The organism is Ligilactobacillus equi DSM 15833 = JCM 10991 (assembly GCF_001435735.1).
GTDB classification, from domain to species: domain Bacteria; phylum Bacillota; class Bacilli; order Lactobacillales; family Lactobacillaceae; genus Ligilactobacillus; species Ligilactobacillus equi.
The window spans coordinates 35,138-50,039 of sequence record NZ_AZFH01000204.1 but is presented as its reverse complement, the minus strand read 5'-3'; the positions used below and the strand labels follow the sequence as shown (position 1 = coordinate 50,039).

At 37.2% G+C, this 14,902-nt stretch carries 21 protein-coding genes; 7 read left to right on the top strand and 14 right to left on the bottom strand.

What is annotated here, in order from left to right:
* Positions 1-60 precede the first annotated feature (60 nt).
* Complete coding sequence (locus tag FC36_RS12775; RefSeq protein ID WP_082614618.1) at positions 61-249, top strand: ribbon-helix-helix domain-containing protein; 189 nt, start codon at positions 61-63, stop codon at positions 247-249.
* A gap of 49 nt (positions 250-298) precedes the next feature.
* Here the strand turns inward: FC36_RS12775 and rnhB are convergent, their stop codons facing one another.
* The 5 genes from rnhB to FC36_RS12760 all read right to left on the bottom strand — a co-directional run bounded on the left by rnhB (position 299) and on the right by FC36_RS12760 (position 3,525).
* Positions 299-1,066: a ribonuclease HII gene (gene rnhB, locus FC36_RS11365; protein ID WP_056986995.1), complete on the bottom strand. Its 768-nt coding sequence runs from the start codon at positions 1,064-1,066 to the stop codon at positions 299-301.
* Position 1,067: 1 nt separating this feature from the next.
* Positions 1,068-1,928: a ribosome biogenesis GTPase YlqF gene (gene ylqF / locus FC36_RS11360; protein ID WP_023859495.1), complete on the bottom strand. Its 861-nt coding sequence runs from the start codon at positions 1,926-1,928 to the stop codon at positions 1,068-1,070.
* A 308-nt stretch (positions 1,929-2,236) separates the two neighbouring features.
* A complete protein-coding gene (locus tag FC36_RS12770) occupies positions 2,237-2,437 on the bottom strand; it encodes a hypothetical protein (RefSeq protein WP_025021303.1) in 201 nt (66 codons plus the stop codon).
* A gap of 233 nt (positions 2,438-2,670) precedes the next feature.
* Entirely contained in the window at positions 2,671-2,796 is a 126-nt protein-coding gene (locus FC36_RS12765) for a hypothetical protein (protein WP_263640310.1), read from the bottom strand.
* Between the two features lie 558 nt (positions 2,797-3,354).
* Positions 3,355-3,525: a transposase gene (locus tag FC36_RS12760; protein WP_420843348.1), complete on the bottom strand. Its 171-nt coding sequence runs from the start codon at positions 3,523-3,525 to the stop codon at positions 3,355-3,357.
* 449 nt (positions 3,526-3,974) lie between these two features.
* Between FC36_RS12760 and FC36_RS11750 the strand changes: the two genes are divergently transcribed.
* Together FC36_RS11750 and FC36_RS11745 are read left to right on the top strand one after the other, a co-directional pair.
* Positions 3,975-4,160: a zinc ribbon domain-containing protein gene (locus FC36_RS11750; protein WP_420843347.1), complete on the top strand. Its 186-nt coding sequence runs from the start codon at positions 3,975-3,977 to the stop codon at positions 4,158-4,160.
* 218 nt (positions 4,161-4,378) lie between these two features.
* Positions 4,379-4,558, top strand: coding sequence for a helix-turn-helix domain-containing protein (locus FC36_RS11745; protein WP_235805826.1), 180 nt, complete (start codon positions 4,379-4,381; stop codon positions 4,556-4,558).
* Between the two features lie 46 nt (positions 4,559-4,604).
* Here FC36_RS11745 and FC36_RS11345 read toward each other — a convergent pair whose 3' ends face one another.
* The 8 genes from FC36_RS11345 to FC36_RS11315 form a co-directional block, all read right to left on the bottom strand.
* A complete protein-coding gene (locus tag FC36_RS11345) occupies positions 4,605-5,234 on the bottom strand; it encodes a hypothetical protein (protein WP_056986993.1) in 630 nt (209 codons plus the stop codon).
* An 8-nt stretch (positions 5,235-5,242) separates the two neighbouring features.
* Positions 5,243-5,896: a Crp/Fnr family transcriptional regulator gene (locus tag FC36_RS11340; protein ID WP_056986990.1), complete on the bottom strand. Its 654-nt coding sequence runs from the start codon at positions 5,894-5,896 to the stop codon at positions 5,243-5,245.
* A 27-nt stretch (positions 5,897-5,923) separates the two neighbouring features.
* On the bottom strand, positions 5,924-6,202 hold the full coding sequence (locus tag FC36_RS11335) for a hypothetical protein (RefSeq protein ID WP_025021299.1): 279 nt from the start codon (positions 6,200-6,202) through the stop codon (positions 5,924-5,926).
* 15 nt (positions 6,203-6,217) lie between these two features.
* A complete protein-coding gene (locus FC36_RS11330; RefSeq protein ID WP_025021298.1) occupies positions 6,218-6,445 on the bottom strand; it encodes a heavy-metal-associated domain-containing protein in 228 nt (75 codons plus the stop codon).
* A gap of 79 nt (positions 6,446-6,524) precedes the next feature.
* Entirely contained in the window at positions 6,525-8,375 is a 1,851-nt protein-coding gene (locus FC36_RS11325; protein WP_025021297.1) for a heavy metal translocating P-type ATPase, read from the bottom strand.
* A gap of 194 nt (positions 8,376-8,569) precedes the next feature.
* Entirely contained in the window at positions 8,570-8,743 is a 174-nt protein-coding gene (locus FC36_RS12285; protein ID WP_023859485.1) for a hypothetical protein, read from the bottom strand.
* Between the two features lie 124 nt (positions 8,744-8,867).
* Positions 8,868-9,284 carry a peptide deformylase gene (locus tag FC36_RS11320; protein WP_023859484.1) on the bottom strand — a complete coding sequence of 139 codons (417 nt, stop codon included), beginning with the start codon at positions 9,282-9,284 and terminating at the stop codon, positions 8,868-8,870.
* A 1-nt stretch (position 9,285) separates the two neighbouring features.
* The gene (locus FC36_RS11315) at positions 9,286-9,744 is read right to left on the bottom strand and encodes a hypothetical protein (protein ID WP_056986989.1); all 459 of its coding nucleotides are present in this window, start codon (positions 9,742-9,744) and stop codon (positions 9,286-9,288) included.
* A gap of 172 nt (positions 9,745-9,916) precedes the next feature.
* On the opposite strand from FC36_RS11315, the gene FC36_RS11310 reads away from it, so the two are divergent.
* From FC36_RS11310 to FC36_RS11300, 3 genes are all read left to right on the top strand, one after another.
* On the top strand, positions 9,917-10,978 hold the full coding sequence (locus FC36_RS11310) for an ABC transporter permease (RefSeq protein ID WP_023859482.1): 1,062 nt from the start codon (positions 9,917-9,919) through the stop codon (positions 10,976-10,978).
* 4 nt (positions 10,979-10,982) lie between these two features.
* Entirely contained in the window at positions 10,983-11,663 is a 681-nt protein-coding gene (locus FC36_RS11305; RefSeq protein WP_025021295.1) for an ABC transporter ATP-binding protein, read from the top strand.
* 202 nt (positions 11,664-11,865) lie between these two features.
* A complete protein-coding gene (locus FC36_RS11300) occupies positions 11,866-12,372 on the top strand; it encodes a TetR/AcrR family transcriptional regulator (RefSeq protein WP_025021294.1) in 507 nt (168 codons plus the stop codon).
* A gap of 45 nt (positions 12,373-12,417) precedes the next feature.
* On the opposite strand, the gene FC36_RS11295 is transcribed toward FC36_RS11300, so the two are convergent.
* The gene (locus FC36_RS11295) at positions 12,418-13,962 is read right to left on the bottom strand and encodes a LysM peptidoglycan-binding domain-containing protein (RefSeq protein ID WP_056986987.1); all 1,545 of its coding nucleotides are present in this window, start codon (positions 13,960-13,962) and stop codon (positions 12,418-12,420) included.
* A 613-nt stretch (positions 13,963-14,575) separates the two neighbouring features.
* Here FC36_RS11295 and FC36_RS11290 point away from each other — a divergent pair.
* Positions 14,576-14,884, top strand: a complete 309-nt coding sequence (locus FC36_RS11290) for a hypothetical protein (RefSeq protein ID WP_023859478.1) — start codon at positions 14,576-14,578, stop codon at positions 14,882-14,884.
* Positions 14,885-14,902 lie beyond the last annotated feature (18 nt).

Sequence of the window (14,902 nt, the reverse complement as noted above, 5' to 3'; positions counted from 1 at the left end):
ATTTTCACCTCCTTTAGTACAGTTATATTATAATAAAATATACTCAATTACACAAGATAAGTGCTGTGGCAGAAAACAAAAAGGATAAATATCTATATGAATGTTGAACTTAATGATAGCTTGAAAATACAAGCAGTCAAGGAACATTCATCCGTTTCAGAGATATTATCTAAATTGGCTAAAGAATATTTAGAAAAAAACAAAATAGCTCTTACGAGCTATCGAGTGGAGCTTATATCCCCCCACTAAAGTAGGGGGATTTACGCTCCTTTTTCATTAAAAAGCAGAGAAACTTTTTTTACTTCACATACTTGGATTTAATTGGTTCAAAAGTCATCCGATGAATCGGCGTCGTTCCATGCTCAACTAAGCCGGCCAAATGCTGCTTGGTACCATAACCATCGTTCTGGCTAAAGCCGTAACCCGGGTAAACGCGATCGTAAAAAGTCATTAAGTGATCCCGAGTTACTTTGGCCACGATACTAGCAGCTGAAATTGAAGCAGACTTAGCATCCCCTTTGATGAGCTTGGTTTGAGGGAGATCTAATTCAATCGGCATGGCATCGACCAATAGGTGTTGTGGCGTAAGTTTAAGCCCTAAGACCGCTTCTTTCATGGCCATTTTGGTAGCCTCATAAATATTAACCTGGTCAATCACACGGTTAGAAGCCACACCAATATTTACTGTCAACGCTTGCTCAAGAATCTTCCCATACAGTTCTTCACGTTTAGCCACCGATAATTGCTTAGAATCATTTACTTCATATAAATCAAAATCATGCGGTAAAATCACCGCCGCCGTCACAACCGGTCCCGCTAGCGGCCCACGCCCAACTTCATCAACACCGGCAACATACTCGATACCTTGAGTCCAAAGATTTTGTTCAAGACGCAAGCGTTCCGCAAATGCAAGCTTGGCTTGAGTGACTTTTGCCTGACGCTTTTGGTAGGCAACCAAAGCGTTTTGAACGCCTTTACGCTCATCTCGTGCCAAATTAGCTAAAACCTCCGCTGTCACTTTAGTTTTCAGTAATTCCTTAACTTGAGCAATCGATAATTTAGTCATCTTAATCCTCGCTACGCTTAGCCGTCAAAGGTACAGGATCTAAGGTATAACGCCCCAACTTACTACGTCGAATTTCAAAAATCAAACGTTCGCTGGCCCGGTCGTAATCTTCTTTAAAGCCCATCTTACGGGTAATGGCCAAAAGTAATTCCACCGTCGTATCATCAATTTCAGCTTCCGACAACTTGTAGCGGTCCGCTAAAGCTTGTGGATTAGTATCAACAAAGTGTTCCAAAGCATATAGGGCCACATCATCTTTATTGTACAAAGTATCTTTGATGGCCCCTGTTAAAGCTAGTTTCTTACCCACCAAAGGATCTTCGAATTTCGGCCATAAAATCCCTGGGGTATCCAATAATTGTAAGTCCTTCCCAGCTTTCAGCCATTGTTGAGCCTTGGTAACCCCAGGCTTATTACCAACTTGGGCGACATTTTTCTTAACTAAGTGGTTTAATAATGTCGATTTCCCCACATTAGGAATCCCGATACACATGACACGGATACGTTGATTTTTAATCCCGCGGGCTTCTTTAGCGACTAGCTTTTCCGCTAAAACTTGCTTGATTTTCTTTTCAATGACCTTCAGGCTACCTTGTACTGAGTTGATAGCTACGGCTGGTTGACCTTGACTTTCATAGTAGCGCACCCACTTTTCCGTTTCTTTAGGATCGGCCAAATCCATCTTGGTAAGGACGATAATAGATTTTTTGTTAGCCAAAAGTCCCTCTAATTGTGGATTTCGGGATGATTCTGGCAAGCGTGCGTCGACTAATTCTAAGACGACATCAACTAATTTTAAGTTTTCTTTAACTTGACGTAAGGCTTTGGCCATGTGACCAGGAAACCATTGAATAGTAGCCATAAGTGTATAATTCCTTTCGTATCAAGGGTTTTATGGAGGTAAACTTGTCAAAATTCTATCAGGTCACCAAAAAGTCACCAAATTTAGACTAATTTTACCAAACCATTTCATACCCAATAATTTTTTACTTTCCTTCTCGAATACATTTAATATCAAAATTTGAATGTTAATGTCTTTTAATAATTTTGGTAGGATATTAACATGAATATGCCTTGGAAGATAGCTTTTTTTAATTCCAATTATATTTCGGAATTCATCTAAATTTAAATTTGTTTTTCTGCTTTCATAGTGTTTTTCAATCCAATCGTTTAATACTTACAGGACCAAGATTTTAAAGCAGTGAACGAAATTTGATTTTTATCAATAAAATTATTTAATGTATTCACTGCTTTTTCTTGAGCGTTAGTTTGTCTATGAGTATAGCCGATTGTAGTTTCATAATTAGCATGACCTACACGCTCCATAATATCTCTCATAGCCAAATCAGTATTTCTCTTCGCAAGTTTCAACTAGCTCCTGTTCAACTCTAGCTAACACCTCACGAAAAGAGTGTGAAGTAATGGCGTAATGCTTTCAAGCAAAAAGTCATCACCAATAATATCTCCTAATCTCTTTAATACAAAGGCTTCTCTTTTGACAGTTTGCGGTTTCACTGAAACAGACCAAGTTTCTAACCAATTTTGTTTCAACCGACCAAATCTCTTGCTTTTTTGAGGATTATATTGATATTCTACGCTGTTGACTATTTTACCAATCTTATCACAGCATCTGTAGCATTCTTCCACTTTCCTGTAAGTGGATCCTTGTATTTTTCAACTACTTCAAAACGAGTTTCTCCTTTAGCATTTTTTCGTGTTCTATAATACATAATATCGCCCTCTTTAGTATTATCTAAAAGAAAATCGAAACTATATTTAATAGAAAATTTGACAATGTCTATTATACCACGATTTTCTTTATTTTACCGTCCTTTGTTTCCATCTTAAAAACTCTTTTAATCCTTCCCATCTTCTCATAAGTGCTTTTTTATCTGCCCATTCAGCGATATTATTTTCAACAGATACAAATCTTATTTTCATACGCTAATTGCTAGTTTGTACCATTTTTTGAAGATTATACAGTGTTACGATTGATTCAAAATCGGCTTGAAACCCTTCTAAACTACGGTTATGAGTTTCTTCACTACCGTACAATTTTAGCTGTGAAAAACACGTTTCAATCCTTCGCCGAATTTGATTAAGCAATGAATTATTGTGCCGTTTGGCACCCTTCATATTAGAACGAAATGGTGTCTATAATTGATAACCCATTTTCCTAAATTCTTGAACTATCTTTTTACCGATATATCCAGCGTCTGCTAAAACTTAGCACGGGCAACCAGATATTAACTCTGGAGCCACTTTGGCATCATTGACTGACGCAGGTGTTACTTCTCATATTTCAAAATTAAGCCAGTAACACTTACTACCATATGAATTTTAAAGCCATACAAATAAACCTTTTTAGTTGCGTTATAACCAATATTTGCGACTTCACTAAAAATTTTGGCTCTTCCGTTTCTAATAGGTTGGCAAAGTGGCAATGGAAAACTGTCCATAATCGCCATAGTACTTATAGATGTTTGGGTTAATAGTCCTTGCCTAATTAACTGAAAATAAGGGGCTAAACGTTTTCTTCTCCGTAAAAGGCGAGAATATTCAAGCATTGGTTCCATTAGGTAAAGTGAGCTTAAACAGACGGTAAAAACTAATCCAAGACGATATACGGTATTGTGCCTTAAGGCACATCATAGCCATGATTGAAGCGTCAGAAATTTTAGTATGTTCGATATTCCTTCTGTCACGGTACCTGATAGGTACATACTTTTTAATTAATTTATCGAAAAGTAGACAATATTGGGAAAATAACTCTTGAAAAGTTTGAGCATTATTATTAATCTTGAGGTAGCTTAACATGGTTTGACTCCTTTTTTGGTTTTTAGTTTTTTATTTAGAGTTTAACCCTGTTAAGCTTTTTTGCTAATTATTGAATATTACAAACTAGCAAATCGCGTGTAATGATTGTAAGTTTACCATGGGGACAAAAGGTACAGAAAAACTAACTCTCAAAGATAGGGAATGGACTTGTCCTAATTGTGGTACATTCCATATTAGGGACATTAATGCCTCTAAAAATATTCTTGAAAAAGGATTAGAAAAACTAGCTAAGGAAAAAGAAAAAAGCCTAGCATAACTAGGCAGTCCGTTTGGCAACTTGCGGACTCTAAAGGCATTGGTAATTATCGTGTTAGACGTGATTACTTTGTAATCATGCAGTGATGTATCTATGCAAATTGTGGTCGGGTAAGCCGTAAGGCTTGCCTTCTCACAAGCCCTAGTCTTTAGACTGGGGTAGTTGACTGGAGGATCGTTTAGCTACCTACTTCAGTCAGCTCTCTCCCTTCAGAGGTAATGACTGAAGAGACCATTACGATACCAGTCTCACTGAAAGAACTAGCCAGCTATCTAGCTACCAGTTCTGAAACTATATCCCGTAAATTAAGAGCTTTTCAAGAAGAAAGATTAATAAATAGAAATGGAAAGAAAATTATACTATTTCGTTCTTTTTGGGATAAATTTGACTTTCTATAATTTTTATAAACTAAAGGATAGGTGCTACTTCTACCTATCCTTTAGTTTATTTCTTTGTTTTCTTATAAAATGGCAGTAATTCATCAAAACTTTTTAATAGATCATCAATTAACCGTTCTAATGAGTGGTCAGTCTCAATTGGAATATCCTGTTTAACCAAGACCTTACGAACCTCACCTGATTTGACCTGTTTTAGTAAACTCTTTCGATTTTCTTCTGTTGCATCCATTTTGAAACTTATACCATTTTTTTGTACAAAATAATACATGGCTCCAAAAGGAAGAAGATTCAAAACTTTATTTTGTTTTTCTAAACTGTTTTCAGACCTCCTTCTTTCTACAAAACTAACCTCAACGGAAATTCCAAAATTATCAGATTCCCCATAAAGACGAATAGCCAATGCTGAATTATCCAAATCATCGGAAGGCAATCGGAAGTAACACCAAAAATGTGGACGACATAGCTGAGATTGATTCATCCATTGACTAACACGCTCTGCTTTAAATGGCTTTACCCTGTCTTCAAAAGATTTACTGATTAAACTGAATTCATCCCGGGCCTGTCGAGCTAGGTCCCTTAAATCCGTCATATACTGGAGATAATTACCAGCCTTTTCCGGCTTAATATATTTTTCTCCTCGATAGGGTAGATATTCCTTTAATTTGTCAAATGACATTTTTCACCTCATAAATCAATTAAGCCATCTCCGTTAAGAATAATTATTCTTCTACCTGAACGTTTTATCAATCTATTATCCTCAAGAAATCTAAATTTTCTAGAAAGAGTTTCAGGGGTAGTTCCTATATATCGCGCGATATCAATCATCTTCATAGGTAAACTGAACCGATAATCGTTCGCTACTTTTGACAGATCCAAGAGGTAGTTCGCTAAACGTTGCTCAACACGCTCCATAGATAAAATATGGGCCTGCTTCTCTACTTGAATCATCTTTTGCGCACTTAATTCAAATAATTTAAGAGCTATTTGTGGATTACTAAGCATTACTTGATCAAAAGCTTGTTTACTTAATCTACAAATTTCAGTTGTTTCAAGAGTTTTACCAAAAAGAGATTCATTTTTAATACCGAACAACTGATTCTCACCCTCATATCCACCTGGTTCAACAACCCGTAAAAGCTGTTCATCACCATTTGTAGACAGTTGGAATACTTTCATACTTCCGAGAGCCACGATATCCAGATTTTCATCTCCTGGTCTAAAAACAATTTCATTTTTTTTAAATTTTTTGTGTTGTGCCAATCTATTAATTTTAATCTGTTCATCTTCTGACAGATAATTGAATAATGGTACAAGTGTCACACAAATATGTTGAACCATGGATAGCCTCTTTCTAATTGATAAAACCTATTCTTGAGATAATTCATCAATTTGTTTTAATAGCTGATAAGTTTTAGTAAGTGTCTCACAAGCATCATCTGGAATTGTATAATCTTTTGTAAGAGATCTTAGTTCTGAAAATTCATTTGATAGGTCCAAATTATTATTCCTAATTTTATGTTGAATTGTTTCATAAACTTTGCGAACATCAAAGACTTCTGGATGATTTTTCCCATGAGCTTTTGTAATAGCATTTGTATATAGATCAAGCATCTCATCATTTGCTTCAAAAAATTGTTTTACCATTGTAACTTTCTCCTGTTATTTTTCTGATACTTTTAGGACATCATAGCCAATTGCTTGCACTGCCTTCACAATTTCATTAATGTTTATCACACTAGCGTCAAAATTTACTTTTGCCTTACTGGCATTGAATAGAACTTTGACACTTTCCTTATCGACACCTGTTACACTTTTAATGGCTCCCTCAATTTTTTGCATACATGTTGGACAAGCCAGTGTTTCAAGCTGTAGTATAGCTTTTTTCATCATTTTTACTCCCTTTCTTTATTATATCTTTAGTATAGTACGATATTTAGAATAAAAAATTGATTTCTATCAAGAATCTCTATTTTCTTTTATATTTTAAAAGCCTCATAGCATTCAAAATAACTACGAGAATGCTACCTTCATGAACAAACATGCCAATTGCCATATTCATCCACGAACTTGAGAGAACGCTGATAAGAAGAACTACTACGACTAGCAATGCAATGAAGATATTTTCAATCATATTACGTCGTGTAGCTTTAGCCAATCCAATCGCATGAGGGATTCTGTGAAAATCCGAATTCATCAAAACAACATTTGAAGTTTCAATGGCAACATCTGTACCGTTTCCCATGGCAATTCCAATATCTGCTAAGGCCAATGATGGGCTATCATTAATACCATCTCCGACAAATGCTACTATTTCTCCACTTGCCTGACGTTTTCTCACAAATTCTGCCTTGTCTTCTGGCAGTAGATGACCATAAGCCTCGGTTAAGCCTAATTGATTAGTAACTAAATCAACTGTGCCTTGATTATCTCCAGATAATAGAATGAGATTTTTTACTCCCATATTCTTAAGCGTCTCTAAATCCTCCTTGACCCCTTGTCTAATCTGGTCGCGAATTCCTACAACAAGAGCTATTTGTCCATCAATAGCAGTTAGGACAATTGAATTCCCTTCTGCTTCCATCCCTGCTATGTCGCTCTTCATCTGGTTAGTGAAAGGAATATTATATTGATTCATCAAATAAGAGTTCCCAACGAGAACTTGGTGATTTTGAATACGAGCAACAACTCCCCCACCTTGAACGACCTCTGTTGAGTCAATTACCCCTACTACAGAACCTGAGTAATAGTTCACAATTGCTTTCGCGAGCGGATGATCTGATTCTCTCTCAACACTAGCCAGTAAGCTCTCAGCAAGACTCCTATCACTGCTATAATAGATTGTCTGTGCAACCTGAGGGTTACCATAAGTTAATGTTCCTGTTTTATCAAATAACATTGTATCAACTTTACTAAAGTTTGTAATGACATCACTACCCTTAAATAAAATGCCATGTCGTGCGCCGTTTCCAATTCCTGATACATTTGAAACTGGTACGCCAATAACCAGTGCACCAGGACATCCAAGAACCAAAATAGTAACGGCTAACTCAATATTGCGGCTAATAAGCCAAACAATAATCGCTAACACTAAAACTAAAGGAGTATAGTATTTTGAAAATTGGTCAATAAATCTCTCAGCTTTTGACTTGCTGTCCTGTGCTTCTTCTACTAATTCAATAATTTTCCCAAAAGTTGTATCTTCCCCAATCTTCTCAGTACGTATTTGTATAGTACCATTTTCAAGAATGGTACCAGCAAAAACTTTATCTCTTAAACCTTTAGAGACTGGGATAGATTCGCCCGTAATACTTGCTTCATTTGCAGTGCCAGAGCCAAATATCACTTCACCGTCAACTGGAATCTTTCCACCAGTTTTTACTAAAAGAATATCTTCTTCATTAACTTCTTCAACTGACACCTCTTCAAAGTCACCATTGTGTAGTTTACGAAAAGTAGTCTCTGGTACCATCTCCACGAGATTCTTAATCGCAGAACGTGTCTTGGCTAATGTTCTTTGTTCTAAGTATGCACCAAATAAGAAAAGAAAAGCTACAATAGCTGATTCTTCAAACTCTTTAATAACAAATGCCCCTAAAATAGCAAGAGTTACTAAGAGATCGATGCTAATTACCTTAACTCTAAGAGCTTGATAGGCTTGAACAAAAATTGGTAAACCACCAACTAATGAAGCTACAAACAGTAGATAAGCTGAGCCCTGCTCACTACTAAAAACCCATTTGGATGAAAAAGCAAGTATAATAAGAATACCAGTTATTGCTGTCAACCAATTCCGATAACGTGATAACCATTTTTGCATAATTTCTACCTCCTTTATTATATCCAGTATAACCGAGCATAGAAATATAATAATTGATTTATATCAAGTTTTAAAAACACTGGTGTTGAGTAGCTTTCATATAAATATTAGTTTTTAATCTTATTTAAAAACACTATTTTGTGTTTTGAATGAAGTAAATCAATAGTTGTAAAATACGAAGTCAAACTTACGTTTCATGATTGTCCCTCCAACACTAACAGACCAACATTTCCCATGTCATCAAACTGGATTAAGCCAGACTCTTCCATTTCAACAACAATCCTCTTTGCGTTCTCGATATCAATTCTCATGATAGCCATGAGATGACACATCACAATTTGTCGTGATGACTGTTCATTCTTTTGCATGATTTTCCTCCTGAAAATAAAAAAAGCGAGAACACTTATTAAAATGTTCTCGAGAAATTCTAAGCACCAAAAATTGATTATTTTTGCGTATTATTGCTTAACACTATGCCCTTTCCATTATAGCTTAAATAATAATCCCTTGACAGTGGTCAAGTTCATGTTGAATGATTTGTGCCGGCCAATCTTTAAAGGTTTGTACCCGTGCTTCAAAATTTTCATTTAAAAATTCCACCGTAATCTCATGATAACGTTTGGTCGGTCTTTGACCCTTTAAAGATAAACAACCTTCCATGGTATTAAAAGCACCCGACTTGGCGGTAATCCGTGGATTAACCATAATTAAATCAAGCATGGGCGCAATGGAGGCAATGATAATCTTTTTATTCACACCAATCATATTGGCCGCCATCCCAACGCATTCCTGGCGATGAACCGCCAAGGTATCCTTTAAATCTTGAATTACTTGGCGGTCTGCTGGGGTCGCCTTTGCAGCTTTTTGGCTTAAGAAAAGTTGATCTCGATTGATTGCTTGTACCGTCATTTTAATCTTCCTTTTTATAAACTTGCATATAGCTCCCGGCGCTTTGAGCGAGACAAGCAACCATATCAGCTTGACTCCATTCACTAACCGGGGTGAAGCGATAAGTCACCGTATATTTATTTTCCTGGCGCCGAATCTCTGAAATTTCGTTCACTTGAACCCAAATTCCCGTGCTGTCATCCTTAACAATGTCCCCCACCTGTAAGACATTTCGTCCAAAATCATAAAGGTTGTATTCTAATGTCGTGGTAGTTTCCATATAATCTCGGGAATAATCTGGGGTGCCATAAACTTGTGCTAAACATTCATAAATTACCCTTTGGTTTTCCGGTGTTGTCACTAAAAGAGGAAAAGCTCGTAAAATATTGATGATTACCATATTTTTACCATCCTTTTGCACCAAATCCCCCACCTGGACCACTCGGCTACTTGGATAATTCAAACGAATTTTTCTTAACATTTTCCCACCCCCAAAAAGTGCTAATTTTGACTTAGTTTAATTATAGCATGTTTAACAGCTAAAATTTTAATCAAAATATCTAAAATTTTAAAAACTACATTGACATCATGTCACCAAAGAGATAGAATACAATCAAAGAAATGACAAGTCGTCATCAAAGGAGGAAAATCTTATGTTTCTAGCTTTTAATGAACTCAAGCATGAAAAGTTACGCTACGGACTGGTCATCGCCATGATCACCCTCCTAGCTTACTTAATTTTTATCATGACCAGCTTAGCCTTAGGCTTGGCCAATGAAAATACCGATGCTCTTTATTCTTGGCATGTCAAAAGTGGGGTCTTAAATAAAAGTGCTGACGTTAACTTACGCCAATCCCTCTTAACCAAAGCCCAAGTTGATGCCTTAACCAAGGGTAAAGATAATGCTGCTATGGCCGAAACCTCAGTAGTTCTGACTGGTAAAGGCGCTGATAAGGAGGCCGTGACTTTTGTTGGTCTACGTGAAAATCAATTTATCGCCAAAGATATGGAACTTACTACAGGTAAAAAAGTCCATCGTAAGTATCAAGTTGTTCTCGATGATTCCTTACAAGCCAAGGGCTATAAGTTAAATCAAAAAATCCGCCTTAATTCTAGTGATCATGCTTACACTATTGTAGGTTTTACTCACAAAGCTAAATTAAACATTGTCCCTGTTGTTTACGGAACCATCCCCGCTTGGCAAGAACTAAGCCAAGTTGGTCCCCGTTTCGCAGCCAGTGGTGTCTTCTCTAAAAATGACTCCATTAAAACCACTGATAAAGCGCTTAAATCTTACTCATTAACTGATATTATCGATAAGTTACCTGGTTACTCTGCTCAAAATACTACCTTTTATTTCATGATTGGTTTCTTAATGATTATCTCCTTGATTATCATTGCCGTCTTCTTGTACATTGTCACCCTACAAAAACTACCTAACTACGCCGTCTTACGTGCACAAGGAGTACCTAACCGCTTCTTAATCAACGCAACTTTGGCTCAATCTTTCCTTTTAACTGCTAGTGGGGTAGTTATCGCCTTGATTTTTATCACCATCACCGGTTATGCCTTACCCGAATCTGTACCGATGACTGTCGACCCTGTTATTACTAGCTTAGTAAGCATTGGCCTAATTCTTATGTCCATTCTGGGGGCTCTCATTCCAATGCGTATGGTAACTAAAGTCGACCCGGTTTCAGTGATTGGAGGATAAACTTATGACAACAAGTATTAAATTAACTAACATTAATAAATATTTTGGACAAGGAATTGCTAAGGTCCATGTCTTAAAAGACCTTAACTTTAGCGCTCAAGCTGGCGAACTCATCTTAATTCTCGGACCATCTGGTTCGGGAAAGAGTACCTTTTTAACCATTGCCGGGGGGTTACAAACCCCAACTTCTGGGCAAGTTGCTATTGAAGAGCAAGAAATCGCCAACCTTAAAGGTAAACAGCGTGAACAACTTCGTCTTAATAAAATTGGTTTCATCTTACAAGCCTATAACCTGGTACCATATCTTACCGTAGCCCAACAATTTTCTTTAGTCGATAAAGTCAAAAAAACACCTAATATTGATGCTCAAGCTTTCCAAAATATCCTTGTTCAATTAGACATCCAAAATCTCTTGCACATGTATCCTGACCATTTATCTGGAGGACAAAAACAAAGAGTTGCTATTGCACGAGCCCTTTATGCGAATCCCGAAATTATCCTAGCTGACGAACCCACAGCAGCTTTAGACTCCCAGCGCGTGACAGAAGTTGGTAATTTGCTGTCTGATTTAGCTCACCAACAAAACAAGGCTATCATTGTAGTCACACACGATATTCGGGTGGAAAAGTTTGCTGATAAAATTTACGAACTTCAAGATGGGATGTTAGTCGAAAAACAAAAATAAAAGTTTTTTAACATAATAGTCGAGATTAATTAAGACTTTTTTGCTTAGAATATTCAGGACAAATTCCTTCGTGATAACCTAATAACTGAAAATAAAGGGGAATTTTCCTCACTAACATGCGGTAAATTTCACACAAATTACTTGTTTCTCAAGCTTAAACCCTTTAAAATAACTAATGATAACCTTAACTGGAGGTAGATACATGCCTAGCCAAACGTTTATGAATTTACCCGCTGAAAAAAAAGCCCGGATTACCCAAGCCCTTTTAAATGAATACAGTCGTCAACCTCTAGCGCAAGCGCAAGTTACTCCGATTGTTAAAGACGCGCAAATCGCTCGAGGTGCCTTTTACAAGTATTTTGAAGACCAAAAAGATGCCTACAATTATCTTTATCAAGAAGTTCTCAAAGAAGTCCATAATGACACTCCGCGAATTATGTTGACTGCAGATACGGTTGCACTTTTTGTTAACCAAACTGCCAAATTTCTAAGCCAGGCCTCTAACAGTCAATATCGCGAACTTATCAAAATGCATATCATCTATAATGCAGCCTTTTTAAATCAAAAACCTATGCCTATTGAAGTTCCACCCAAAATGTGGGCTGTGGCTAGTCTCTGTCACCAAACGATTCACGATGTTTTTTTAAATCCCGAATGCCAAGACGACGCCTTAAAACGCTTACAGACTAGTCTTGAAGCTTTAGTTTAAACTAAAAATCCTTCCCTGAAATGAGGAAGGATTTTTCTTCGCTTTTTAGTTAACGTGTACCGCAAAGGATGGTTGGTAATATGGAGAAATTGACTTGGTTGAAGATAATTCACCAAAATCATGAGCAGCCATGTATTGATTATTGCCTGTATAAATTCCTACATGGTAGGCATCACCGTAATTCCCCCAGAATAAGAGGTCACCTGCTTGGGCTTGGGAAACATCAATTTTGGTCCCAGCATATTGTTGCTGGTAAGTTGTCCGTCCAATATCTTTACCATATTGGTTGTAAACATACTGGGTTAAACCTGAGCAGTCAAAACCTGATGTCGTTGATCCACCCCAAACATAAGGAATTCCCGATAAAGTTTGGGCATAGCTTGCAATTGCTGATCCATCAGCACTAGTAGATGTCGCAGCTTGAGGTTGGGTGCTGGTTGCTTGCGTATTTGTCTCAGAACTTGCTTGGTAACTACTTTGCGCACTCGTTTCGGCTATTGGAGTTTGGTAAGAATTTTGTACTTCAGTTGCAGCCGCTGGTTCCTGGTAGGAACTGGCATAAGCTTGAGCTTGTACCCCGTAGTTGTTAGCTTCAACTTGAGTATTAGTATCCACCTGACTAGTAGCATTAGAAGCTACTACTTGATTGCTTGTAGTATTATCAGCGGTTTGTGCAATCGATGCGACACTAACTTCTTGAGTTTCAGGTGCGGTAGATGAGGCCGCAGCCACAACTGGTGCTTCTGCTTGACTACTTGTTGTAGCACTATTAGCAACTTTGGTATTTTCAGCTTGAGGCGAAACTTCTGTCGTTGCTGCACTTTCGGTTGAACTTGCCGAGGTTACAGGTTCTTGTGAAGTCTCTGCGGTCGTATTCACAGTAGATGTTGTAGCCACTGGAGCGCTTGTTTGAACATCAGTCGTAACTGCTGACGCTTGGCTCGCAACAGCTTCATTTGTGGTATCCGTATCCACACCAGATGTTGTAGCCACTGGAGCGCTTGTTTGAACATCAGTCGTAACTGCTGACGCTTGGCTTGCAACAGCTTCATTTGTGGTATCCGTATCCACACCAGATGTTGTAGCCACTGGAGCGCTTGTTTGAACATCAGTCGTAACTGCTGACGCTTGGCTCGCAGCGAGGGTTGCTTGCGCTGCTATAGCAGTGGCTTCGCCACTAACTTTTAAAGTTGCCCCTACTTGTAAGATAAAGGCATCAGCCGGCATGTTGTTCAAACGACGTAACTCATCAACAGTAGTATGATACTTCTGGGCTAAATCCCATAAGGTATCACCCGTTTGGATGACAACACTTTTTTCATTTGCGGAAGTCTTTTGATTTTGGCCTTGCTCATTATCCGCAATTTTTAATTCTTGGCCCACGTAAATTAAAGATGTATTCTTGTCAATCTTATTATCACTTTGAAGCTTATCCATTGATACACCGTATTTTTGCGACAATGTCCAAATAGTATCATTTTGAACAACCTTGTGGATAGAATCAGCTTGGACTGCCACACTAGTACCAGCTAAAGCGGCTCCAGCAGCACCCACCGTACCTAATAACGCAGCTTTCTTTGACTTATTCAATAAAATCCCCTCTATTCTTCTTCAGTTATATTTTCCTTACTTTTTCAGATACATTCTCAAATATAATTCAATACCCTTATTTTATGCCATACAAACGAATAATTTCAAGTTAAAATCACAATCTGTTCACTATTTTACCCAAATTACCAATGTCTTAAACTTTTCTTAAAACAAACCATCTTGATTATACACATTTTTACTCAGATAAATACTTTTTCCTTTCTCACCAAATAATCCTTGATATTTATGGTCTTATTTGCACATACTTAATTTTAAATTACAATTATAAGCACACTCAACCATGAATATACATTTTATAAAAATACAAAAGCATGACTTCCATTTAATATATTACATTTTAATGACAAGATTTTAGATATTAGTATTAGCCCCTAAGAATTATTCGTCCATAACTTACGAAGACTTTCATTTCTAATTTTCACAACAATTACCTCAGAATCTCGGACACTTTAGTCATAATTACTTGTAATTTTTGTTGCCTGTCGACTCATTACTTAACTTTTCAAATTTTTAGTTCCGATTTTTATTTGTGAATTTTTTTATTCGTGGTAAAATAAAATTAAAGAAAACGCTAACAAAAGAGGTGGAACTTATGACTGCAGAAATTAACAACACGCCCAACTTAATTTTAAACACCATTGCTTTAGATATTGCGGATAATTTACTGCGAGCTTTAGAAAATGGAGTTTCCTATAATCTAATGGATCAAGACATCCAAGAATTGAAACATATTCTCCAAAAAGCCACCCAGGAAGCCGTCAGCTACGCCCCTAGTCACTTAGACTTAGATGCCGCCGAAGAACTTCTCGATGCCTTAGACCAAGGAGCTTCTATCGCTCACCTCAACTACATCGAACTGGAAAAACTTAAAACAATTTTAGAAAAAGTAGATGATTTTTAAAAGACGGCGCATCGCACC

Coding starts and splice junctions, on each gene's coding strand:
- FC36_RS12765 (WP_263640310.1), bottom strand. CDS start 2,796: ATGTATTATAGAACACGAAAAAATGCTAAAGGAGAAACTCGTTTTGAA.
- FC36_RS11345 (WP_056986993.1), bottom strand. CDS start 5,234: ATGTCATTTGACAAATTAAAGGAATATCTACCCTATCGAGGAGAAAAA.
- FC36_RS11310 (WP_023859482.1), top strand. CDS start 9,917: ATGTTTCTAGCTTTTAATGAACTCAAGCATGAAAAGTTACGCTACGGA.
- FC36_RS11325 (WP_025021297.1), bottom strand. CDS start 8,375: ATGCAAAAATGGTTATCACGTTATCGGAATTGGTTGACAGCAATAACT.
- FC36_RS11335 (WP_025021299.1), bottom strand. CDS start 6,202: ATGGTAAAACAATTTTTTGAAGCAAATGATGAGATGCTTGATCTATAT.
- FC36_RS11330 (WP_025021298.1), bottom strand. CDS start 6,445: ATGAAAAAAGCTATACTACAGCTTGAAACACTGGCTTGTCCAACATGT.
- FC36_RS11745 (WP_235805826.1), top strand. CDS start 4,379: ATGACTGAAGAGACCATTACGATACCAGTCTCACTGAAAGAACTAGCC.
- FC36_RS11305 (WP_025021295.1), top strand. CDS start 10,983: ATGACAACAAGTATTAAATTAACTAACATTAATAAATATTTTGGACAA.
- FC36_RS11320 (WP_023859484.1), bottom strand. CDS start 9,284: ATGACGGTACAAGCAATCAATCGAGATCAACTTTTCTTAAGCCAAAAA.
- ylqF (WP_023859495.1), bottom strand. CDS start 1,928: ATGGCTACTATTCAATGGTTTCCTGGTCACATGGCCAAAGCCTTACGT.
- FC36_RS11290 (WP_023859478.1), top strand. CDS start 14,576: ATGACTGCAGAAATTAACAACACGCCCAACTTAATTTTAAACACCATT.
- FC36_RS12760 (WP_420843348.1), bottom strand. CDS start 3,525: ATGGACAGTTTTCCATTGCCACTTTGCCAACCTATTAGAAACGGAAGA.
- FC36_RS11315 (WP_056986989.1), bottom strand. CDS start 9,744: ATGTTAAGAAAAATTCGTTTGAATTATCCAAGTAGCCGAGTGGTCCAG.
- FC36_RS11300 (WP_025021294.1), top strand. CDS start 11,866: ATGCCTAGCCAAACGTTTATGAATTTACCCGCTGAAAAAAAAGCCCGG.
- FC36_RS11340 (WP_056986990.1), bottom strand. CDS start 5,896: ATGGTTCAACATATTTGTGTGACACTTGTACCATTATTCAATTATCTG.
- rnhB (WP_056986995.1), bottom strand. CDS start 1,066: ATGACTAAATTATCGATTGCTCAAGTTAAGGAATTACTGAAAACTAAA.
- FC36_RS12285 (WP_023859485.1), bottom strand. CDS start 8,743: ATGCAAAAGAATGAACAGTCATCACGACAAATTGTGATGTGTCATCTC.